The sequence below is a fragment of the Streptomyces sp. NPDC046887 genome, assembly GCF_040644755.1.
Classification (GTDB): Bacteria; Actinomycetota; Actinomycetes; order Streptomycetales; family Streptomycetaceae; genus Streptomyces; species Streptomyces lichenis.
This window is the reverse complement of sequence record NZ_JBEYXH010000010.1, coordinates 163,656-184,684: the sequence shown is the minus strand read 5'-3', so window position 1 is coordinate 184,684 and position 21,029 is coordinate 163,656. Positions and strand designations below refer to the sequence as shown.

Annotated in this window: 19 protein-coding genes; 11 read left to right on the top strand and 8 right to left on the bottom strand. The window is 72.3% G+C overall.

The window, feature by feature from the left end; translation table 11 throughout:
- Positions 1 to 173: 173 nt before the first annotated feature.
- On the top strand, positions 174 to 1,259 hold the full coding sequence (locus tag ABZ945_RS13125) for a helix-turn-helix transcriptional regulator (protein ID WP_361267729.1): 1,086 nt from the start codon (positions 174 to 176) through the stop codon (positions 1,257 to 1,259).
- On the opposite strand, the gene ABZ945_RS13120 is transcribed toward ABZ945_RS13125, so the two are convergent.
- From ABZ945_RS13120 to ABZ945_RS13105, 4 genes are read right to left on the bottom strand one after another with little or no spacing between them, the layout of a single operon-like run.
- Complete coding sequence (locus ABZ945_RS13120) at positions 1,169 to 1,966, bottom strand: HAD family hydrolase (RefSeq protein WP_361267727.1); 798 nt, start codon at positions 1,964 to 1,966, stop codon at positions 1,169 to 1,171. The genes ABZ945_RS13125 and ABZ945_RS13120 overlap by 91 nt on opposite strands.
- Before the next feature lie 54 nt (positions 1,967 to 2,020).
- Complete coding sequence (locus ABZ945_RS13115) at positions 2,021 to 3,193, bottom strand: MFS transporter (protein ID WP_361267725.1); 1,173 nt, start codon at positions 3,191 to 3,193, stop codon at positions 2,021 to 2,023.
- A gap of 1 nt (position 3,194) precedes the next feature.
- Complete coding sequence (locus ABZ945_RS13110) at positions 3,195 to 3,836, bottom strand: dienelactone hydrolase family protein (RefSeq protein WP_361267723.1); 642 nt, start codon at positions 3,834 to 3,836, stop codon at positions 3,195 to 3,197.
- A 21-nt stretch (positions 3,837 to 3,857) separates the two neighbouring features.
- Positions 3,858 to 5,111 carry a cytochrome P450 gene (locus ABZ945_RS13105; protein ID WP_361267721.1) on the bottom strand — a complete coding sequence of 418 codons (1,254 nt, stop codon included), beginning with the start codon at positions 5,109 to 5,111 and terminating at the stop codon, positions 3,858 to 3,860.
- A 172-nt stretch (positions 5,112 to 5,283) separates the two neighbouring features.
- On the opposite strand from ABZ945_RS13105, the gene ABZ945_RS13100 reads away from it, so the two are divergent.
- Positions 5,284 to 6,378, top strand: coding sequence for a LacI family DNA-binding transcriptional regulator (locus ABZ945_RS13100; RefSeq protein ID WP_361267719.1), 1,095 nt, complete (start codon positions 5,284 to 5,286; stop codon positions 6,376 to 6,378).
- A gap of 9 nt (positions 6,379 to 6,387) precedes the next feature.
- Here the strand turns inward: ABZ945_RS13100 and ABZ945_RS13095 are convergent, their stop codons facing one another.
- Both ABZ945_RS13095 and ABZ945_RS13090 read right to left on the bottom strand, forming a co-directional pair.
- The gene (locus tag ABZ945_RS13095; RefSeq protein ID WP_361267717.1) at positions 6,388 to 7,296 is read right to left on the bottom strand and encodes a sucrase ferredoxin; all 909 of its coding nucleotides are present in this window, start codon (positions 7,294 to 7,296) and stop codon (positions 6,388 to 6,390) included.
- A 10-nt stretch (positions 7,297 to 7,306) separates the two neighbouring features.
- Positions 7,307 to 8,512: a cupin domain-containing protein gene (locus tag ABZ945_RS13090; RefSeq protein WP_361267715.1), complete on the bottom strand. Its 1,206-nt coding sequence runs from the start codon at positions 8,510 to 8,512 to the stop codon at positions 7,307 to 7,309.
- Here ABZ945_RS13090 and ABZ945_RS13085 point away from each other — a divergent pair.
- On the top strand, positions 8,497 to 8,907 hold the full coding sequence (locus ABZ945_RS13085) for a hypothetical protein (RefSeq protein WP_361267713.1): 411 nt from the start codon (positions 8,497 to 8,499) through the stop codon (positions 8,905 to 8,907). The two genes, ABZ945_RS13090 and ABZ945_RS13085, sit on opposite strands and share 16 nt — an antisense overlap.
- Positions 8,908 to 9,045: 138 nt before the next feature.
- On the top strand, positions 9,046 to 9,954 hold the full coding sequence (locus ABZ945_RS13080) for an NAD-dependent protein deacetylase (protein ID WP_361267711.1): 909 nt from the start codon (positions 9,046 to 9,048) through the stop codon (positions 9,952 to 9,954).
- 111 nt (positions 9,955 to 10,065) lie between these two features.
- Here the strand turns inward: ABZ945_RS13080 and ABZ945_RS13075 are convergent, their stop codons facing one another.
- Entirely contained in the window at positions 10,066 to 10,869 is an 804-nt protein-coding gene (locus tag ABZ945_RS13075; RefSeq protein WP_361267709.1) for an SAM-dependent methyltransferase, read from the bottom strand.
- A gap of 234 nt (positions 10,870 to 11,103) precedes the next feature.
- Between ABZ945_RS13075 and hppD the strand changes: the two genes are divergently transcribed.
- From hppD to ABZ945_RS13040, 7 genes are all read left to right on the top strand, one after another.
- Positions 11,104 to 12,135 carry a 4-hydroxyphenylpyruvate dioxygenase gene (hppD, locus tag ABZ945_RS13070; RefSeq protein ID WP_361267707.1) on the top strand — a complete coding sequence of 344 codons (1,032 nt, stop codon included), beginning with the start codon at positions 11,104 to 11,106 and terminating at the stop codon, positions 12,133 to 12,135.
- Positions 12,132 to 14,633, top strand: coding sequence for an aminotransferase class I/II-fold pyridoxal phosphate-dependent enzyme (locus ABZ945_RS13065; RefSeq protein WP_361267705.1), 2,502 nt, complete (start codon positions 12,132 to 12,134; stop codon positions 14,631 to 14,633). The genes hppD and ABZ945_RS13065 overlap by 4 nt, the downstream gene beginning before the upstream one ends.
- Positions 14,630 to 15,766, top strand: a complete 1,137-nt coding sequence (locus ABZ945_RS13060) for a prephenate dehydrogenase (RefSeq protein ID WP_361267703.1) — start codon at positions 14,630 to 14,632, stop codon at positions 15,764 to 15,766. Before ABZ945_RS13065 ends, ABZ945_RS13060 begins: the two co-directional genes overlap by 4 nt.
- A gap of 144 nt (positions 15,767 to 15,910) precedes the next feature.
- Positions 15,911 to 17,155, top strand: coding sequence for a cytochrome P450 (locus ABZ945_RS13055; RefSeq protein ID WP_361267701.1), 1,245 nt, complete (start codon positions 15,911 to 15,913; stop codon positions 17,153 to 17,155).
- A 67-nt stretch (positions 17,156 to 17,222) separates the two neighbouring features.
- Positions 17,223 to 18,236, top strand: a complete 1,014-nt coding sequence (locus ABZ945_RS13050; protein WP_361267699.1) for an ATP-binding cassette domain-containing protein — start codon at positions 17,223 to 17,225, stop codon at positions 18,234 to 18,236.
- Positions 18,233 to 19,036: an ABC transporter permease gene (locus ABZ945_RS13045; RefSeq protein WP_361267697.1), complete on the top strand. Its 804-nt coding sequence runs from the start codon at positions 18,233 to 18,235 to the stop codon at positions 19,034 to 19,036. The genes ABZ945_RS13050 and ABZ945_RS13045 overlap by 4 nt, the downstream gene beginning before the upstream one ends.
- Positions 19,033 to 19,635, top strand: coding sequence for a hypothetical protein (locus ABZ945_RS13040; RefSeq protein ID WP_361267695.1), 603 nt, complete (start codon positions 19,033 to 19,035; stop codon positions 19,633 to 19,635). The genes ABZ945_RS13045 and ABZ945_RS13040 overlap by 4 nt, the downstream gene beginning before the upstream one ends.
- 142 nt (positions 19,636 to 19,777) lie before the next feature.
- Here the strand turns inward: ABZ945_RS13040 and ABZ945_RS13035 are convergent, their stop codons facing one another.
- Positions 19,778 to 21,007 (bottom strand): cytochrome P450, encoded by a 1,230-nt coding sequence (locus ABZ945_RS13035; protein ID WP_361267693.1) that lies wholly within the window; start codon positions 21,005 to 21,007, stop codon positions 19,778 to 19,780.
- Positions 21,008 to 21,029: the final 22 nt, after the last annotated feature.

The window sequence follows — 21,029 nt, the reverse complement described above, 5'->3', positions numbered from 1 at the left end:
GCGAGCCGGGCGGCACAGCGGGAACGCGGGTCGGACGTCATCGTCAACTCCTCCATCAGGGAACGGTTTTGTCTACACACCACTGCTGCTCCAGCCTGCCTGGACGCAGGGATCGGACGTGGGCGGACCAGGTATCGTCTTTGCGCGTGGCGCGGATACGGGGGGTATCAGACGTGGACAATCCGGATGGCGACGCCCTGTCCGCGCGCCCGAGGCTGCCGGAGGAGGCCCGGCGGCTCTACTGCCTGCTGGTGGAGCACCTGGACGGGGTGCGCGCCGACGAGGTCCGCGGACGCGCCGCGTTCCCGCCCGGGTCGCTGACCCACGCCGTCGACACCCTGCTGGCACTGAACCTGCTCTGCCGGGCCTCGCTCCGGGAGGGCATGCTGCGTGCCGTCCCCCCGGACAGCGCACGGGTGCAGCTGGTGGGGCCGATCCAGCGCGAGCTGGACCGCCGTCAGCGTGAGGTGGACGCCGTCCGCGAGGTGTACTCCGATCTGCTGCATGTCTACGAGAACGCCGAGCTGCACAAGAACAGGTCCAGCCCGCTGGAGATCCTGCGTGACGTCGACGCGGTGCGCCGGACCATCACGGAGCTGGCAGCGGCGGCGACCGAGGAGGTGATCACCTCCCAGCCGGGCGGGGCGCGTTCCGAGGAGGTGCTCAAGGAGTCGCTGGAACGCACCGACGACCTGCTGGCGCGCGGGGTGCGCTTACGCACGATCTACCACCACACGGCTCGGTTCAGCCCGGTCACGGTCGACTTCGTCGACCATGTCACGCGCCGCGGTGCCGAGGTCCGCACCCGCAGCGACGGGTTCATGCGGCTGCTGCTCTTCGACGGCGAGGTGGCGGTGACCGCGCTCAGGAACGATCCGCTCGGAGCCGTCGTCGTCCGGGATCCGCATGTGGTCTCCTTCATGCAGACGGCGTTCGAGCGGGCCTGGAGCCGGGCGACGACGTTCCGGCCGGAATACGATCCGGTGACGGTCGAGTGCGTGCTGGACGAGGTCAAGACCACCATCGCGCACCTGCTGGCCCAGGGCCTTGAGGACAAGGTCATCGCCCGGCGGCTCGGCATGTCGCTGCGGAGCTACCAGCGCCATCTCTCGGAGATCATGCGCCGGCTCGGCAGCAAGAACCGGCTCCACCTCGGATATCTGCTGCACTACCACGGGGTACTGGAACGGGGCATGGTTCCGCGCTCGAGCGCACCGTGCGGCGGCGGGCCGGACGACTCCCCCGAGCGCGAGCGCTGACTCGGTATCAGGGGCGGCAGCCCCAGCGCCCGGCCGGCGTACTCGGCCGCTCCATGGAGCGAGTCGGCGACCGGTGGGCCGACCAGGGCCAGATCGTCGGCCGACTGGGCGCCTCCGGAGAAGAGGACGGCCGACACCCCGGCGCCCCACGCGGCCAGGGCGTCGTCCCGGGTGTCGCCGATCGCGGCCACCCGTTCCGGACGCAGCTCCAGGGCGGCGACATGCCTGCGCATCGCCTCCGCCTTGGTCCCGCCGGTGGGGCCCCGACGCCCGTCGACCAGGGTGAAGTATCCGGCGATGCCCAGGCGCTCCACCTCGACCAGCAGCGCCTCATGGGTGTGCAGCGACAGCAGCGACTGGGTGTGTCCCGCGTCGGCCCAGGCCGCGAGCACCTCCTCGGCTCCCTTCATGAGCCGTGCACCGGATCGCGCGTACTCCAGGTAGTTCCGCTGGAACACCCCGTCCGCCAACTGCCACTCCCCCTCGGTGGGCCGCCGTCCCATCAGCCGGCCGTAGAAGCGCGGCACCGGAACGCAGAAGGTTCGGCGGTACTCCGGCATCTCGATCGGTGCCAGGCCCAAAGCCTCCAGGGAGTCGTTGAGGGCTTGCAGTCGTGCCGCGTTGTCGTCCAGGAGGGTGCCGTTGAAGTCGAACACCAGGTGTCCGGGATGCACCGACTCGGCGCGGACCGGCGGGGGTTGCTGCATGTCGAGGTCTCCGGGTCAGGGCTGGATTCCAGCGTGAAGGACCGAACGCGGCTGTCAGGAGGTGGCCTCGACGGACTCGGTCACGGTCCGCCGGTTGCGGAGCGAGGCGGCCAGGGCGCCGGCGAGCGGCAGACACGGCAGGCACATCACCGCCATCACCAGGAAGGCCGCACGGGGGGAGCCCGCGTAGACCGGGCCGGCCGCCGCGGTGGCCAGCCCCACGCCGAGGCTCATGGCCACCGACGCGTACAGTCCGTGCGCCGTGGCCCACAGGTTCTGCGGCACATGCAGGCGGACGGCCTGCGCATGGGCGAAGTGGGTGAGCGCGAAGGTGCCGGCGTGCAGCACCTGACTGGCGATCACCAGGGACAGCGGCAGGGGAAGCGCCAGCATCCCCCACCGGAGGAGCGAGGCAGCGGTCGCCAGGGCGAAGAGGCCCGGCAGAGTGCGCTTCCCGAGCAGCCTCACCGCGTACTTGAACAGCAGGAGTTCGAAGACCACCGGGAACGCCAGCAGCACGCTCACACCCAGGTGGGACACCCCGAGCGAGCCGAGGTAGCTGGCGCCGAAGGCGTAGTACACCCCGTGCGCGCCCTGTAGCAGCAGGGAGACGACCAGGCACAGCAGGTAGGTCCGGTTGGCCAGCAGGCCGCGGCGTCCACCGCGGCCCGGATCCACCCGGCCCAGCACCACACCGCGGGGCTGGATCAGGCCCACCACGGCCAGCAGCGTGCAGCCGGCGATGAACTCCCACACCAGCGCGTCCGATCCGGCCGCGGCGTCCACCAGCCCCGATATCGCGAGGCCGACGATGAAGCCGGCCGAGCCCCAGTAGCGGACGCTGCCGTAGTCGGCGTGCCCCTCCTCCGCGCCGACCGTCGCCAGGGTCTCGCTCAGCGGCATGATCAGCGGATAGCAGGCGCCGACCAGGACGGAGACCAGGACCATCGAGGTCAGTTCGGTGGCGGTGAGGTAGAGCAGGCTCAGCACCGCCGAGCCCCAGGCGAGGAGCCCGGCCAGCAGGCGCAGCGAGGCCAGCCGGCACAGCAGGGGGTAGAGGTAGGCCACCGAGATCGAGCGCGACACCAGGCCGGCGGTCACGATCACCCCGACGTCGGTCGCCCGGAACCCGCTGCCGAGCAGCCATATCCCCCAGTAGGCGAGGTAGACGCTCCAGGTCAGGAAGAAGAGGAAGAACCTCGCGGACAGCCAGGCCCGGAACGACATCTCAGGAACCTCCGCGGAATCCGAGGAACCCGACGGCCGACTCCCAGGCCGCCGCGCTGTGCTGGGGCGAGTAGTGGGGGTTTCCCGGGTCGCAGAATCCGTGCGCGCAGGGATACAGCTCGACCGCCGCGTCCCCTCGGTGGACGAGCTTCTCCGCCAGCGTGCCGCCGGAGAAGCTCGCCTCCTGCTCGGCGACCACCACCAGGCAGCCGCTGCGCGGGGGCAGGTCGATGTGGTCGCGGATCCGGGAGCCGTAGAAGCACACCGTGCGGTCCAGGACGCCCGGTTCGGCGGCCAGCCAGGCGGCCGTGGCACCCACGCTGTAGCCGACGCAGTACACCGCGCGGTACCGGCTCCGCAGTCCTTCGGCGTAGCCGGCGAGGGCGCGGGCCATCCCCTCGACACCCAGGTGCCGCATGAAGTCCTGGTAGGCCCGGCGCTCGGTGACCGCGGTCTGACCGGTCTGACCGGTGTGCCCGGTCGGGCCGGGCCTGATCGCCTCGGGCCGGAAGTCGGGCGTGTGGACGTCGCACGGATACCGACGCAGCGCACGGGCCACGCCCGCGATGTGCTCGTTCACTCCGTGGATCTCGTGGGCGACCACGACCGCGATGCCATGGTCGCCCGTGAACTGTTCAGCCATGGGTGAGACGTTCCCTCGGGCTCACGCCTCGATCCGCACGGGCATCGTCAGGATGCCGTGGAAGGTCGGGTTGGCGGTCCACTGGGGGTTCGCCAGGTCGTAGCGCGGGGCGATGCCGGGGATGCGGTCGAGGATGCCCTGCATGACCTCCTCGACCTCCACCCGGGCGAAGGCGGCGGCGATGCAGGCGTGGTAGCCGCCGCCGAAGGCGAGATGGCGGCGGCCGGTCCGGCCGGGGCGGAAGACCTCCGGGTCCTCGAACGCCTCCGGGTCCCGCCCGGCGGCGGCGATGAAGAAGTAGACGGAGTCGTTGGCCAGGATCTTCCTGCCGTGCAGCTCGATGTCGGCCTTGGCGTGCCGGGTGATGTAGTGGATCGGCGACTCGACCCGCATGCACTCGTCGACGACCGCGGTGATCCGGGTGCGGTCCTTCGCCAGCAGCTCGAACTCCTGCGGGTGGGTGAAGAGCAGGTGCAGGCAGTTGCTCAGCAGGAACTGCGGGATCTTGTGGCCGCCGAAGATGAGGTGGATGGTCTGCCGGATGATCTCGTCGTCCGTCAGTGCGCCGCTGTCCTCCGGGTTCTCCGAGATCAGCCGGCTGAGCAGGTCGTTCTTCGGGCTCTGGCGCCGCTCCGCGATGGCGCCGGTGAGGAACTCCACCATCTCGTTCATGCTGCGCCGGGTATGCGCGCTGATCGCCGGGTCGGGGGCGGGCTTGACGACGAAGTCCTGCATGAAGGCGGCGATGTCGTCGGACCAGCCGATGAAGCGGTCCACCTCCTCGACCGGCAGGCCGAGCATATGGCAGAGCACCATGGCCGGCACCGGGTGCGCGATCTCGTGGACGAAGTCGAACGAGTCCCCGCTCCGCTCGATGATGCGGTCCAGCTGCTCGGAGACGATCCGCTGGATCTCGGGCCGGATCAGCTCGATCTCCTTGGCCCAGAACGCCCGGTTCATATGGCCTCGGAGACGGGTGTGGACCGGGCGGTCGTTGTAGATCATCCAGGTGGAGATGATGTCCACGACGTCCTGGAACTGCCCTTCCTCGCCCGCGGGGACGTTCTTCATCTTGTTGGTGATCAGCGGGCTGGTGATGAAGCTGTCGCCGACGAGGTGACTGGAGACGTCGGCGTGGCGGGTGAGGAACCAGGACTGCGTCTCTTCGTGCCAGAAGACCGGCTCGTTCTGCCGGAGTTCGTCGTAGATGCGGTACCGCTGCTGCTGGAAGGCGGCATCGTAGATGCTGAACTGCCCGTGTCTGTCGGTCGCCATGGCGGTCATCCTGCCTGCCCGGATTGCGGACCCGCGGTGCCGCCGGACGTCGTAACCGCGCCAGGCACGTATCCGACAGCCGCCGCTCCCCCGGCCTCCCACCTGCTGGTTTCAGCCTCATGACCGATTTTCGCCGGGGAGCGGAGGAGGGACTGCCGGTAGTGTCCCGAGGATGCCCAGAGTGACGCGCGACGACGTGGCCAGGCTGGCCGGCACCTCGACAGCGGTGGTCAGCTATGTGATCAACGACGGCCCCCGGCCCGTCGCCGCGTCCACCCGGAAGCGGGTCGTCGCGGCGATAGCCGAACTCGGCTACACACCGAACAGTGTGGCCCAGGCGATGGCCCGGCGGCGCACCAACCTCCTCGGGGTGGTGGTGCCCGACGCCCGCCAGCCCTTCTTCGCCGGACTCACCCACGCCGTGGAGCAAGCGGCCGCGGAGCGAGGGAAGTTGGTGCTCATCGGCAACTCCGACTACGCCGACGAGCGGGAGGACCACTACATCCGGGCCTTTCTCGGCATGCAGGTGGACGGCCTCATCCTGATCAGCCAGAACCCCTCAGCGCTGTCGCGGGCGGACCTCTCCGCCCTCGACAGTGCGACGAGGGTGGTCATGCTGCACCACCGCACCGACGCGTCCGGGCACGCCGCCGTGGTGACCGACGACAGCGGAGGCGCCCGGCTGGCCGTCGGCCATCTGCTGGAGCACGGACATCGCCGGATCGCCTGCTTCGGGGCCTCCCGCACCTGCGGGCCGTCCGATCCGGTGATCGCCCGGGTCGCGGGCTGGGCCGCGACGCTCGCGGACGCCGGTCTGCCGACCGACGGCCTGCTGACCGAGGCGCCGTTCGACCGGGTCAACGCCCATACCGTGGCGCGCCGGCTGCTCGACGGCCCCGACCGGCCCTCGGCCGTCTTCTGCGTCACCGACGACCAGGCGATCGGTCTGCTGCGGGCGGCCGCGGAGCTCTCCATCCGGGTGCCGGAGGACCTGGCGGTGGTGGCCTTCGACGACATCGCCGAGGCGGTGATCGCCGGTCCGCCGCTGACCACGGTGGCGTCCGCCCAGCGCACGATGGCCCGCGCCGCGGTGGACCTGGCCCTGAAGGCGGGCCCGCTGTCCTTCGGGGAGGAGGCCGTGGTCAGGGAGTTCCCGGTGACCCTGCGGGTGCGCCGCTCCTGCGGGTGCCCGCTGCCCGATGGTGTCCGGGACGCGGGGCCGGGCGGTCTCCCCGCTCCCCGGGGCGACGCGGGACCCCCGCCGTAGGAGCGGCGTTCACCCGGCCCGGCCCACGTGCAGGGCCGTCACCTCGTAGGACACGGACGAGGCGGCGTGCAGGCCGCGGCAGGTGAGGCGGCTCGGCGGTGTGCGGTGGGAGCGCACCTCGACCTCGAAGGTCGACAGGCCGGTGAGGCGGCCGGTGACGCGGATGTACCAGCGGTCGTGGTCGCGGACGGTCTCCTCGATCGCGTAGTCATGACGGCCGGCGGGCCCGGCGTGGCGGAGCACCGCGGCGAGGGCGGCCTGCTGCGGTGGCACCAGATCGGTGTAGCCGCGCAGATGGTCGGCGTGGATGCGGTCGGCGAGGTGCTCCTCGACGGCGGTCACGGCGGTGGCGCCGTCCAGGTTGCCGTAGTAGACCCCGTCCGGGGCGACGACCACGTTGGCGGCGAAGCGGTCGCCGCCCACATGGGTGCACTCCCAGACCAGCTCCGGCCAGCGCTCGCTCAGCGCGCGGCCCACCGGCCGGCCGCGCACGGCGCAGCAGGTGTCGTGCGTGCCGTGCGCGCAGACCAGGACGACCGGTGGCCACCCGGGTTCGCCGGGGGTGTCCAGGGCCTCGACGATCTCCCCCAGGTCCTCGTCGCGCCGCCAGGTCCCCCACCGCTGCAGATGCTCCCCGTCCGCGTACTGCCGCAGGACGGCCCAGCGCGGCGGGGACGAGGACGTCGTGCGGCGGCCGTGGCGGCGGATCAGCAGCATCCGGGCGCGCAGGGCCGCGGCGGCGGCGTACACCCGCGCCTTGACGCCGGGCTCCAGGTCGAGCCCGTCGAAGCCGTTGGCGGGCCAGCCGCCGCGGTGCTCGATCAGGATCCAGACCGAGCCGTACGGGGCGGTGCCCGCGAGGACGTCGCCCCGCAGCCGGGCGGCCTCGGCGCAGAAGAATCGGCTCGGTTCCGTCATCGCCGCCGCTTCACGCCCCGGCCGGCACCAGCACGCCCGTGCGCAGCAGCCGTTCGGCGAGGGCGAGACCGAGGTCCCCGGCCGGGTGGACCTCGCCGTCCAGCACCCGGCGGACGGCCGGCAGCTCGGCCTCGGGGAAGTCGAGCCAGCCGACCCGGGTGGACAGCCGCCGCCCGTCGAGACGGGCCGCCAGAGCCCCGCGCAGGCGCAGCGGAGCGTCGGGAGCGAGTGCGGCCAGGGCCGCCGACTGGGCGAGGGGGCCGAGCGGTTCGGGTCGCGACTGGCTCCGGCGGACGCGCTGGACGCGGGGCGCGGGGTCGGCCCGGGTGAGTGCGGCGGCGAGCCGTTCGCGGATCAGGGCGAGCTCGTCGCCCGGCCCGTCCCAGCCGAGCGGCAGCGAACCGCGCATCTCCTCGTCCTCGGCCAGCAGGGCGAGGGCGCTCTGCGCCAGGTGCTCGGCCAGCGCGTGGCGGGTCCAGGTGTGCACGCCAAGCGTCAGATGGATGGAGACCTCGCCCTGTGCCTGAGCGGCGTGCAGCCAGCCGCGCGGCAGATACAGGACATCGCCGGGCTCCAGCACGGTGTCCAGCCAGGGCTCGCCCTCGGCCGCGGCGGCCACCTCGGCGCGGTGGTCGGTCCAGGGCTGGTCACGCAGGGGATCGGGATGGACGGGTTGGTGGAGGATCCACCGCTTGGTGCCGGCGATCTGGAGGACGAAGACGTCATGGACGTCGTAGTGGTCGTCGAACCCGCGGTTCTGCGGCGGGGTGACATAGGCGTTCGCCTGCACGGGGTGGCCGAGCTCGGTGCCGAGCCGGGAGGTGAGGTCGGCGACCGGTTCCCAGGTGCGCTGCAGCGCCTGGAGTACGAGCGTGGCGCCGTCGGCGAAGCTGCGCCACAGGGCGGTGTCGTCGAGCTGGTCCGCGATGGTGGCGCCGACGCCCGCGGGGGCGGTGAAGGCGGAGTCGGGGAGGGTGGCCCCCTCCTTGGCGACGCGCAGGAAGGGGGTGCGCAGCCCGCGGCGGGAGACCAGCTCGTCCACCGCCCGCGCGGAGAAGAGGTCGGAGAAGTCGTCGGCCGCGCGGGTGAGGGAGGGGACCCGTCCCCAGACCTCGCGGGCGAACTCCTGGCGGCCGAGGCCGGTCAGCCGCGCCGTGAGGACACCGCCGCCGTGGTCGGCGGCGGTGTCCTCGGCTGGCCGTGTGGTGGTGCTCAAGCGCCGGCACCGCCGTCGGCGCCACCGTCCTGGACACCCGGCGTGCCCGCGGCCCCGCCGTCGGCCGGGCCCTCCGCACCGCCGTCCGCGCCGCCGTCCTGGACACCAGGGGTACCGGCGGCGCCACCGTCCGCCGGGCCCTCCGCACCGCCATCGGCACCACCGTCGTGCACACCCGGGGTACCCGCCGCACCACCGTCGGCCGGCCCTTCCGCACCACCATCGGCACCACCGTCATGCACGCCCGGGGTGCCCGCCGCGCCGCCGTCCGCCGGGCCCTCCGCGCCACCATCGGCACCACCGTCATGCACGCCCGGGGTGCCCGCGGCGCCGCCGTCGGCCGGGCCCTCCTGCTGGGTCGGGTCCTGCTCGGGGTCAGTCATGGTTCCTCCTAGGGGTCGGGGACGACCGGACTCGGGGTTAGCGGTCGATCCCGCTCGAAAACCCCCAGTACCCCCCACACGCCCACTCACGCGGTACCGGCGGCACCCGTTCCCCTACGGGCGGCCGGCCCGGTTCCGTACGCTGGCAGCATGCGCATGCGCCCCACCCTGAGCTGGATCCCGGACGGGGATCTGCCACCCGGCACCACGGACTGGGGGCCGGTCGCCGAGGTGCTGGGCGGTGGCGGGGTGCTGGTGCTCAGTGGCGCGGGCATCTCGACGGAGTCGGGGATCCCCGACTACCGGGGTGAGGGCGGGAGCCTGAGCCGGCACACGCCGATGACCTACCAGGAGTTCGTGTCCGACCCGCGGGCCCGGCGCCGGTACTGGGCGCGGAGCCATCTGGGCTGGCGTGTCTTCGGCCGCGCCCGGCCCAACGCCGGGCACCGGGCCGTGGCGGCCTTCGCGCGAGGCGGCCTGCTCTCGGGTGTGATCACGCAGAACGTCGACGGACTGCACCAGGCCGCGGGCAGCGAGGACGTGGTGGAGCTGCACGGGAGCCTCGACCGGGTCGTCTGCCTGTCCTGCGGCAGCCCCGGGGCACGCCGTGAGCTGGCCGGCCGGCTGGAGGAGGCGAACCCGGGCTTCGCGCCGACGGCCGCCGGGATCAACCCGGACGGGGACGCCGATCTCACCGACGCGCAGGTCGGGGACTTCCAGGTGGTGCCCTGCGCGGTCTGCGGCGGGGTCCTCAAGCCGGACGTGGTGTTCTTCGGGGAGGCCGTACCGCCGCCGCGGGTCGAGTCGTGCCGGGCGGCGGTCCGGGAGGCGGCCTCGCTGCTGGTCCTCGGATCCTCGCTGACGGTGATGTCCGGGCTCCGGTTCGTCCGCCAGGCGGCCGGGGAGGGGAAGCCGGTACTGATCGTCAACCGGGATCCGACGCGCGGCGACCGGTGGGCGCAGACCCGGGTGGCCCTGCCCCTGGGGCGAGTGCTCACCGATGTCGCCGCCCGGCTGGGCGTCCCCGTCGAGGACACCGGCGACCCGGTCACCGGCTGAGCGGGGCCGGGCGCTCGCGAAGACGGGCGGGCTGCCGCCCTGCCGCACCACGCGCTGGTGGACGGCACAGGCGGCCGGAGGCGCGGCACCGCGGGCTCGGGTGGTCTCGGGTCACGGGACGCGGGCCACGGCGCCCCAGCCGGCCCGGGCGGTCGTGGTGCCGGTGTTCTCGTCGGGCCGCCAGTTCGGCCAGGACACCATCCCCGGTTCCACCATGTGAAGGCCCTCGAAGAAGGCCACGGTGGTCTCCGGCTCCCGGAAGACGTAGGGGATGGCGCCGCTGCTGTTGTACTCGTCCTGCACGGCGCGGTGGACCTCGTCTCCGGCGGTGGAGTGGCTGAGCGCGAGGTAGCTGCCGGACGGCAGCCGGTCCACCAGACGCCGTACCAGGGACAGCGCCTCGTCCCAGTCCACGATGTGCCCCAGTACGTCGGAGATCACCAGTGCGACCGGCGCGGACAGGTCCAGGGTGCGGGCCGCCCCGTCGAGCACGGCGTCGGTGTCCCGCATGTCCGCCTCCACATAGGCGGTCGCGCCCTCGGGGGTGCTGGTCAGCAGGGCGTGGACGTGCAGCAGGACCAGGGGGTCGTGGTCGACGTAGACGATCCGGGACTCCGGGGCCAGGCGCTGGGCCACCTCGTGGGTGTTGTCCACCGTGGGCAGCCCGGCGCCCAGGTCCAGGAACTGCCGGATGCCGGCGTCCCGGGCCAGATAGGTCACGGTGCGCCGCAGGAAGTCCCGGCTCTCCCGGGCGAACGTCTCGATGAGCGGGTACTTCTCGCGGTAGGCGTCGCCCGCCGCCCGGTCCGCGGCGAAGTGGTCCTTCCCGCCGAGCCAGTAGTTCCACACCCGCGCGGAGTGCGCCACGCTGGTGTCGATCCGTGCGGGCAGCTCGGTTTCCTCACCAGTACTCATCAGCCGGTGCCTCTCCCGTCGTGGTCGGTGGTGGTGCCCATCATGGCCCCCCGCGCCCGCGACGAGCCGGCACGAAGGTGATGCGGTGGTTCCCGGAATGGAAAAGTTGATAAGCGGTTGCGTCCGGGTCCGTATGCAATTTCTCTAATTCGATTTCCGTGCCCAGTCGCCGTCTGATGAGGTTGCCATTCAGCGAGTCGTACACTCAAGCCCAGTCGGCGGATGGGGAGCAAAGTGACCGCGCACGACGTCGAGTACATAGAGATCTACACGAGCGACCTGCGAAAGACCACAGAGTATTTCGTCGCGATGTTCGGGTTCCACGAGAAGGCCGGCGGGAGAGCGGAAGGGCTGGATTCGGTACTTCTCGTCCAGAACCAGCTCCAGGTCGTCGTCTCCTCAGGTCCGCGGGTGACCCCGTTCCTCACCGCGCACGGTGACGGGATATCCGATATCGCCTTCTCCTGCACGGACGCCGTCGCGACGCGGGACAAGGCGATCGCGGCCGGAGCGGTCTCCCTCGCACCGGCCGGTGCCCCGGTTCCCGTGGTGTCCGGCTTCGGGAACGTCCGCCACTCCCTCGTCCAGCGTGCCGTCGGCGCGGACCGGCAGCTTCCCGCGGACCGCTCCTGGACCTCCGCGCCGACCCCGGCGCCCCGCCCGGGCGACGCTCCCGAGCTGCGCCTCCTCGACCACATCGCGGTCTGCCTGGAAGCCGGCCGGCTGCACGACGTGGTCAGGTTCTACATCGAGGGATTCGGCTTCGAGCAGTACTACAGCGAGTACGTCTCCGTCGGCGAGCAGGCCATGGACTCCATCGTGGTCCGCAGCCCCTCCGCAGGCATCACCTTCACCATCATCGAGCCCGACACCACGAAGAAGCCGGGCCAGATCGACGAGTTCCTGAAGCGGAACGGCGGAGGCGGCGTCCAGCACCTGGCGTTTCTCGTGGACGAGATCATCCCGGCGGTCGTGGAGTTCGAGAACCGCGGCGTCGAGTTCCTGCAGACGCCGGGCACCTACTACGACGCCCTCGCGGAGCGGCTCAGCGACCTGGACGAGGGGATCGCGGACCTCCGCAAGACGAACGTGCTGGCCGACCGCGACGAGTGGGGGTACCTCCTCCAGCTCTTCACCCGGTCCCCGTTCGAGCGGCGCACCCTCTTCTTCGAGCTCATCCAGCGGCACGGCGCGCAAGGCTTCGGCAGCTCCAACATCAGAGCGCTGTACGAGGCCGTGGAACGCGCCCGGGAGGCCGGCTCGTGATCGAGCGTCCGCCCGAGCAGCACCGGCGACCACCCTTGTCCCTGGACGAGTTCGAGGCCCGCGCCCGGGGCCGCGTCCGGCCCGGCATCTGGGACTTCATCGAGGGCGGGGCCGGCGGGGAACGCACCCTCGCGGCCAATCGGCAGGCGTTCACGCGTGCCCGGCTGCGCGGCCGGGTGCTGACCGGTGCCGCGGCGAGCCGGCCGGACACCACGATCCTCGGGCGGCGGTGGGCCGCGCCGCTGGCGGTGGCGCCCATGGCGTACCACACGCTGGTGCACACCGAGGGGGAGGTCGCCACCGCGCGTGCCGCGGGGTCCGCGGGACTTCCCCTCATCGTGTCCACCTTCGCCGGGCGGACCTTCGAGGAGATCGCCCGGGCCGCCGGCTCCCCGCTCTGGCTGCAGGTCTACTGCTTCCGCGACCGCGAGACGACCCGCCGTCTGATCGAACGCGCCAGGCGGGCGGGCTTCGAGGCCCTGGTCCTCACCGCCGACGCCCCGCGCCTGGGCCGCAGACTCCGCGACCTGCGCAACGGCTTCCGGTTGCCGCCCGGCATCGCCCCCGCCAACCTCCCGGCGGACGGCGGCGACTACACGTCCCCCGCGGACCACAGCCGTACCGCGATGGACCCCTCACTCGACTGGTCGGTCGTCGACTGGTTGCGCTCGGTGAGCGGGCTGCCGGTGCTCGTCAAGGGCGTCATGACGGCGGAGGATTCCGTGCTCGCGGTCGCCGCGGGCGTCGACGGCATCATCGTCTCCAACCACGGCGGACGGCAGCTGGACGGCGCGCAGGCGACGTTGGACGTCCTCGCCGAAGTGACCGCGGCGGCCGGGGGGCACTGCCCCGTCCTGCTGGACGGCGGGATCCGCCGCGGCACCGACGTCCTGACCGCGCTCGCGCTCGGGGCGGACGCCGTGCTCCTGGGACGGCCGGTCCTGCACGGGCTCGCCGTGGCCGGCCAGGAGGGCGTGGCCGAGGTGCTGGACCTGGTCTCCGGGGAACTGGTCGAGGCCATGGCCCTGACCGGGACCGCCACGGTGGCCGACGCCGGCGCCTCGTTGCTGACCGCCCCGGCCTCGTCCGCCACCGCGGTAGCCCCGCCCGCCGCCGCGACGCCGGTGCCCGCTCCGGTGCCCCGCCCGGCATCCGCTCACCGCTCCGGTACCGCGACGCTGCGCAGGGAGTCCCTGCACGGCAGCCTGTCCGACCCGGTGCTCGACACCATGAACTTCCTCAACGAGATCACCGGCCGCTTCCCCGACGCCGTCTCCTTCGCCCCGGGCAGGCCGTACGAGGGGTTCTTCGACACGGAGGAGCTCTTCGCGCACATCCGGCGCTTCACCGACCATCTGGCGGCGGGCGGTTCGACACCCGGCGACATCGCGACCGCCCTCCACCAGTACGGTCCGACGGCCGGGATCATCCGCGGACTCGTCGCGGACTCGCTCCGCGCCGACGAGGACATCGACGTGGATCCGGCGTCGATCGTGGTGACGGTGGGCGCGCAGGAGGGCATGCTGCTGGTCCTGAGGGCGCTGTTCCGCGACCCCGGAGACGTCCTGCTCGTGTCGAGCCCCTGCTACGTCGGCATCACCGGCGCCGCGCGGCTGCTCGGGCTCACGCTCCGCGCGGTCGACGAGGGCGAGGACGGCTTCGACCGCGCCGCGCTGGAGGCCGCCGTCACCGCCGAGAAGGCGAGGGGGCGGCGTCCCCGGGTCTTCTACCTGGTGCCCGACCACGCGAACCCCTCCGGCAACACCCTGTCCCGTCAGGCCCGCGAGGACCTTCTCGACCTCGCGGCCCGGCACGACCTGCTCATCCTGGAGGACAGCCCCTACCGCCTCGTCAGCCCCGGCCGCCGGGAGCCCACGCTGAAGTCGCTGGACCGCGGACACCGGGTGGTGCATCTGGGCTCGTACTCCAAGACGGTCTTCCCCGGCGCCCGGGTCGGATTCGTCGTCGCCGACCAGCCCGTCGTGGACGACCGGAGCAGCGGTCTGCTGGCCGACGAGCTCGGCAGACTCAAGAGCATGGTCACGGTGAACACCCCGGCGATCAGCCAGGCGGTGGTCGCGGGGGCGCTGCTGGCCTCGGGCGGCAGCCTCACCGCGCACAGCGAGGTCTCCGCCAAGCACTACGGCGACGCCCTGCAGTGTGTGCTGGACCAACTCGACCGGCAGTTCACCGCCGCGGGCCTCACAGAACGCGGCGTCGGCTGGAACCGTCCCAGCGGCGGCTTCTTCCTCACGGTGCGGGTCCCGTTCGACGCGGACGAGGCCGCGCTGCTCTGCTCGGCCCGGGAGTTCGGCGTCATCTGGACGCCCATGTCGTACTTCCACCCGGCCGGGGGCGGCGAGCGGGCGATCCGGCTCTCCTTCAGCTCGCTCGGCCACGAGGAGATCAAGGAGGGCATCGGCCGCTTGGCGGCTTTCCTCCGCGCCCGGACCGATCGCTCCGCGGCAGGGCCCCGCCCAGGGCGTGACGCGTCATGAGGACCGTGCTGATCGTCGGAACCGGGCTGATCGGTACGTCGACAGCCCTGGCGCTCCGTCGCAGCGGGGCCACCGTCTATCTGGACGACCGGGACACGACCGCGGTCCGGACGGCGGAGGCACTCGGCGCCGGCTCCCTGGAGACACCACCGGCCCCGGTCGACCTCGCCGTGCTCGCCGTGCCGCCCGCCCACGTCGGCGCGGTGCTCGCCGACTGCCAGCGGAGGGGCGCGGCCCGGGCCTACACGGACGCGGCCAGCGTCAAGGCACGGACGCATGAGGCGGTACGTGCCGCCGGTGGTGACCCGGCCACCTATGTCGGCGGGCACCCGATGGCCGGTTCCGAGCGCTCCGGACCGCTGGCCGCCCGTGCCGACCTCTTCGAGGGCAGGCCATGGGTCCTGACGCCCTCGCCGCACACCGACCGCGCGGTTCTCAACCAGGCCCTGGAACTGGTCTCGCTCTGCGGCGCCGTGCCCATCCTCATGGACACCGAAGCCCATGACGAGGCCGTGGCCCTGACCTCGCACGCCCCGCACCTGGTCTCCTCGATGATGGCGGCGAGGCTGGCGGAGGCACAGGGCGAGTACATCCGGGTGTCGGGGCAGGGCCTGCGGGACGTCACCCGGATCGCCGGGGGCGAACCCGCGTTGTGGAGCGACATCCTGACGGCGAACGCGGACGCGGTCGCCGACGTCCTGGAGGCGTACGCGGCAGACCTGGACCGGATGATCCGCGCGCTCCGGGCCCAGCGCGGCGAGGAGGCGCCCACGCGCGAGAAGGCGACCGCGGAGGTGCGGGAGCTGCTGTGGCGGGGCCACCGGGGCCACGCCAGGGTGCCGGACAAGCGCAGCTCGGTGCCCGCGGAGTTCATCGCCGTGCCGGTCGCCGTCCCCGACAAGACCGGTGCGCTCGCCCACCTGTTCTCGTCGGTCAGCGGCGCCGGCATCAACATCGAGGACGTGCGCATCGAGCACTCTCTCGACCGGCCCCGCGGACTGGTGGAACTGCTCGTCGACGCCGCGTCGGTGCCGAGCGTCCGGCGGTTGCTCGACGAGAACGGCTGGACCTGGCAGGAGGACCTGCCGCTGGGGCCCCCGGTGGTGGACGCGGCGGTACATCGAAGTCCTTGATGCAGTCTCCGGCGCCCGCCGGGAGCGCTGGTATCAACGGTGCGCGGGCCCACCGCCGCGCGGCCGTACAGCAGCCGGACACGGAAGCCCTCGCACACGCACGTCCGCGCCGCGCGGGGCGGACCGACGGAAGGAACCCGCGAGATGCCACAGGACGCCCTGCACCTGACGGAGCCCGAGGTGCTGGACGAGGACTTCCTCCTCGACCCGTACCCCGTGTACGCCCGGCTCCGGGAGCGCACACCGGTCGCCCATGTCGTCCTCAACGGCGTGCCGATGTGGCTGGTGGTCCGCCATGAGGAGGCGCGCGCCGCGCTGACCGCGCCGGGGGTGGTCAAGGACGCCGAGCTGGCCGCCCGGGTGGTCGCCCGGCACATGGGTGTCGAACCCGCCGGGCAACCCGAGAAGTCGCTCGGCGAGCGCATGCTGGTGGACCACATGCTCAACATGGACCCCCCGGACCACACCCGGCTGCGCAAGCTGGTCGCCAAGGCCTTCACCGCCCGGCAGATCCAGGGCCTGCGCCCGCGGATCGAGCGGACCGCGGGCCGGCTCCTCGACGCCGTCGCGGGGCGGGAGGAGGTCGATCTGCTCCGGGTCCTCGGCTACCCGCTGCCCATGGCCGTGATCTCCGAGATGATCGGGGTGCCGGAGGCCGACCGGGCCGACTTCGGCGCGTGGGCGGACACCCTGACCATGGCGGGCCGGCCCGAGGAACTGCGGCAGACGGCCGACCGGATGGCCGACTACCTGGTCGGACTCATCAACGAGCGGCGGGCCGCCCCCGCGGACGATCTGATCACCGGCCTGGTCCAGGCCCGCGACGACGACGACCGGCTGAGCGAGAGCGAGTTGGTGTCGATGGTCTTCCAACTCCTGGTCGCGGGGTACGAGACGACCGCGCACCTCATCGGCAACGGCGTCCTGGCCCTGCTGCGCCACCCCGAACAGCTCGCCGCGCTGCGTGCCGACCGGTCCCTGCTGCCGGCCGCGGTGGAGGAGTTCTGCCGGTACGACAACTCGCTGCACCTCTCCACGCTCAGCGTCACCGCGGAGCCGGTCGAGATCGGCGGCGTGCGCATCCCGGCCGATGAGTTCGTCCTGGTCTCCTTCGGTTCCGCCAACCGCGACGCGCGGCGCTTCGAGGACCCTGAGCGCTTCGACATCCGCCGGCCGCCCGGCGGGCACCTGGCGTTCGGCCACGGTCTGCACCACTGCATGGGGGCACCCCTGGCACGGTCGCAGACGGAGCTCGCCGTGGGCGCGCTGCTGGACCGTTTCGAGCGCGTCGAACTGGCGGTCAAGCCGGATGAGCTGCGGTACCAGATGAACGCGACGCGCGGTCTCGACGCACTGCCGGTGCGGCTCGGCTCCGGCTCCGGCTCCTGAGTCCGACCGGCCGGCCCGTCGGGCCGGCTGGTCGGAAGAATTCGAACCACTCATTTCGAGGAGTCTGATGAATATCGCAATCTCCGCAGAAGGTCTGCGGAAGCGCTATGGCGACCATGAGGTGCTGAAGGGCGTCGGGCTGTCCGTCGAGGCCGGCACGGTCTACGGGGTCCTCGGACCCAACGGCGCGGGCAAGACGACCATGGTGCGCATGCTGGCGACGCTGCTCCGGCCCGACGCGGGCTCCGCCCAGGTGGTGGGCTACGACGTGGTGACCCAGGCGCACGAGGTGCGCCGGCGCATCGGCCTGACCGGGCAGTACGCGGCGCTGGACGGGGAGCTGACCGGCCGGGAGAACCTGGTGCTGCTGGGCACGCTGATGCACCTCGGCCGCAAGCGGGCGCGGAGCCGTGCGGAGGAGCTGCTGGAGCGGTTCGACCTCACGGATGCCGCCGACCGGCCGGTGCGGACCTACTCGGGCGGCATGCGCCGCAGGCTCGACCTCGGTGCCAGTCTGATCGCGAGCCCTCCGGTGGTCTTCCTGGACGAGCCGACGACCGGGCTCGACCTGGTGAGCAGGACGGCCCTGTGGGACATGGTGCGCGAGCAGGTCGCCGGGGGTGTGACGATCCTGCTCACCACGCAGTACCTGGAGGAGGCCGACCAGCTCGCCGACCGGGTCGCGGTGATCGACCAGGGGACGGTGGCCGCCGAGGGCACACCCGACGAGCTGAAGAGCAGAGTGGGCGGTGAACGGCTGGAGATCACCGTGCGCACCCCGGAGATGGCGCGCGCCGCCTTGGCTCCGCTCTCCTCCGCGGGCTCCGCCCCGCCGGTGATCGATGACACGGGGCTGCGGGTGTCGGCGGCGCTGGAGACCGGGTTCGCCGGGGTCTCCAAGGCGGCGGCCGAGTTGCAGCTCAACGCGGTGGAGGTCGTCGACTTCGTCGTACGCCGCCCCTCGATGGACGAGGTGTTCCTCGAACTGACCGGTCACAAGGGCCGCACCGCGACCGCCGGGTCCCGGCTGCCGGCCGAGCCGGAACGCGGCACGAGCGAGCTGGAGGTGGCTCCGCGATGAGCAGTGCGTACTCCGACCTGCTGAGCGACTCGGCCGCCCTCTTCGGGCGGCATATGACGCATCTGAAGCGCACACCGCAGAAGATCATCGCGGTGACGCTGATGCCGATCATGTTCGTGGTGCTCTTCGGCTACCTGTTCGGCAGCTCGATGCAGGTGCCCCAGGGGAACTACCACGAGTACATCATGGCGGGGATCTTCGCCCAGATGATGCTCTCCGGCATCATCAACACGGGTGTGGGCGTGGCCGAGGACCTGCGGAACGGGCTGGTCGAGCGGTTCCGCTCGCTGCCGATGGTCCAGCTCTCGGTCCTGGTCGGCCGGACCGTCTCCGACCTGGTGCTCAACGCGATCTCCTGCGCGGCCATGATCCCGGTGGGCTTCCTCATCGGCTGGCGGCTGCACGCGGACGTCCTCGACGTGGTCGCGGGCTTCCTGCTGCTGATGTTCCTCGGCTACGCCATGGCCTGGCTCGGTGTGCTCACCGGACTGGCGCTGCGCGACCCGCAGTCCGTGAACTCGGTGGCCATGGTCATCACCATGCCGCTGGCCTTCCTGTCGGCGACGTTCTATCCCCTGGGCAACCTTCCGGGCTGGCTGAGCACCGTGGCCGAGTGGAACCCGGTGACCACCGTGGTCACCGCCATGCGGGAACTGTGGGGCAATCCGACGGGCCTGGGCAGCGATCCGGCGTTCCCGCTGCGGAACCCCGTACCGTGCGCGCTGATCCTGATCGCCGTGCTCCTGGCCGTGGTGGTCCCGCTGGCGAACCGCGCCTACCGGCGCGCGACCGCCCAGTGAGCCGCCCCTCGGCCCCGGGCGCGGGGCGCACCGTGCTGCGCGGGCTCTTCGCCCGGCCCCGGCCCGCGTTCCCCCGGCCCGCGGCGGGGGCGCGGCCGGCCGGGCCCCCGCCGCAGGCCTTCCGCCCGTCGGACGTGCCGCGGTGGGCGACGACCGCGGCGCGCCTGGCGGCCGGGGTCACCCTGCCCTCGGGACTGTGGCGCGTGGCTCTGGTGGCCGGGGTGCCCAAGGTCGTGCCGCGGATCGACGCCGGCGCGGGAGAACGGACGTACATCCTCGGGCTCTCCCTCGCCACCGAGGGGCTCGCCCTCGCGACGCTGGGCCTGGTGCGGCCGTGGGGCGAGGTGGTGCCGCGCTGGGTGCCGGGCCTCGGCGGCCGGCGGATCCCCGTCATGGTGCCGGTCGTGGTCGCGGGGACCGGGTCCGCCGCGGTCACCGCCCTGTGCGGATACGCCGTCTACCAGTGGGCCGTGCGGCCGCCGCTCGGCACCCCGCTGCAGAACACGGTGGTCACCGTCTGCTACGCGCCCCTGCTGGCCTGGGGGCCGCTGCTGGGCGCCGTCACCGCCTCGTACTACCGTCGGCGCACCCGCGGGTGACGACTCGTCCGCGCCCCCGGCGTGGACGGGGCCGGACACGGTTCGAGGCCGCGGGGTCGGGCGTCTGCCGCCGCGGACACGACGGAGGAGGGGCCCGGGTCCGCCGTAGCGGACCCGGGCCCCTCCTCCCGTTCTCCTCCGACTACGCGGGCGGCCCGAGGACCACCGGGAGCGAGACCAGCGGGCGGACGATCAAGCCGGGCTGGTAGCGCAGCTCCGAGGCATCCACCCCCAGCCGGACGCCGGGGAAGCGCTCGAAGACCCGCTGGACGGCGATCTCGGTGAGCGCCTTGGCCATGTGGTTGCCGAGGCAGTAGTGGATGCCGTGCCCGAAGCTGAGGTGCGCCGGCCGCTTGCGGGTGACGTCCAGTTCGTCCGGACGGTCGGGGAAGGCGTCCGGGTCGTGGTTGGCCGACGCGATGGAGATGATGACGATCTCGTCCCGCGGGATCCGCACCCCGCTCAGCTCGACCGGCTCCAGCGTGACCCGCTGCAGGGAGTTGATCACCGGCGCCGTGTAGCGCAGCAGCTCCTCGACGGCCCCGGGCAGCAGACCGGGGTCGGCCCTGATCTTCGCCGCTTCGGCGGGGTGTGTCAGCAGCGCGGTGAACGCGCCGTTCAGCAGGCTGGTCGTGGTGTCGTTGCCACCGGTCATCACCGCGAAGGCGGTGGACAGCGCCTCCTTGGCGTCCAGCCGCTTGTCCTCGTCGGCGTGGACCAGGGCGGAGATCAGATCGTCCTCGGGACGGCGCTGCTTGCGGGCGATGAGGTCCCGGATGTAGTCCGACAGCTCCTTGGTGTGCCGGGCCTTGATTCCGGTCGGGTCGCTGGCGTCGACCCGTCGCAGCGTGTCCGTCCACACCAGGAACTGCGGCCAGTCGCTGTCGGGGACGCCCATCAGCTGGGCGATCGTGATGATCGGCAGGGGCTCGGACAGACCTCGGTTCAGGTCCTTCCCGCCCGTGCGCACCATCTCGTCGACCAGGTCGTCGACCACCTGGTGCCAGCCCTCGCGCAGTGCCTTCACCCGCTTCGGGGTGAAGGCGAAGCTGAGCGCCCTGCGCAGCGGCGTGTGCCGGGGCGGATCGGAGTTGGCCAGGTGGTTGCTGATCTCGTCGGTGGTCGGCAGCTCTCGGCCGAGCTGTCTGCCCAGCGCTCCGTACAGCCGGCCGATGTCACGGCTGAGCCGGGGGTCGGAAAGCGCGGTGCGCACATCGTCGTAGCGGGTGACCACCCAGGCCCGCACCCCGTCCGGCGTCTCCACCTTGGCCACCGGTTGCTCCTGGCGCAACCGGGCCAGCATGGGATAGGGATTCTGCGTGTAGTCGTCACTGAACATCCAGTACTTGGACAGCGTGCCGGTGCCCTTCACCCGCGCTCCCTTCGGAATTTCC

Coding starts and splice junctions, on each gene's coding strand:
- ABZ945_RS13095 (WP_361267717.1), bottom strand. CDS start 7,296: ATGACGGAACCGAGCCGATTCTTCTGCGCCGAGGCCGCCCGGCTGCGG.
- ABZ945_RS13115 (WP_361267725.1), bottom strand. CDS start 3,193: ATGTCGTTCCGGGCCTGGCTGTCCGCGAGGTTCTTCCTCTTCTTCCTG.
- ABZ945_RS13105 (WP_361267721.1), bottom strand. CDS start 5,111: ATGGCGACCGACAGACACGGGCAGTTCAGCATCTACGATGCCGCCTTC.
- ABZ945_RS13120 (WP_361267727.1), bottom strand. CDS start 1,966: ATGCAGCAACCCCCGCCGGTCCGCGCCGAGTCGGTGCATCCCGGACAC.
- ABZ945_RS13045 (WP_361267697.1), top strand. CDS start 18,233: ATGAGCAGTGCGTACTCCGACCTGCTGAGCGACTCGGCCGCCCTCTTC.
- ABZ945_RS13060 (WP_361267703.1), top strand. CDS start 14,630: ATGAGGACCGTGCTGATCGTCGGAACCGGGCTGATCGGTACGTCGACA.
- ABZ945_RS13110 (WP_361267723.1), bottom strand. CDS start 3,836: ATGGCTGAACAGTTCACGGGCGACCATGGCATCGCGGTCGTGGTCGCC.
- ABZ945_RS13075 (WP_361267709.1), bottom strand. CDS start 10,869: ATGAGTACTGGTGAGGAAACCGAGCTGCCCGCACGGATCGACACCAGC.
- ABZ945_RS13100 (WP_361267719.1), top strand. CDS start 5,284: ATGCCCAGAGTGACGCGCGACGACGTGGCCAGGCTGGCCGGCACCTCG.
- ABZ945_RS13050 (WP_361267699.1), top strand. CDS start 17,223: ATGAATATCGCAATCTCCGCAGAAGGTCTGCGGAAGCGCTATGGCGAC.
- ABZ945_RS13080 (WP_361267711.1), top strand. CDS start 9,046: ATGCGCATGCGCCCCACCCTGAGCTGGATCCCGGACGGGGATCTGCCA.
- ABZ945_RS13055 (WP_361267701.1), top strand. CDS start 15,911: ATGCCACAGGACGCCCTGCACCTGACGGAGCCCGAGGTGCTGGACGAG.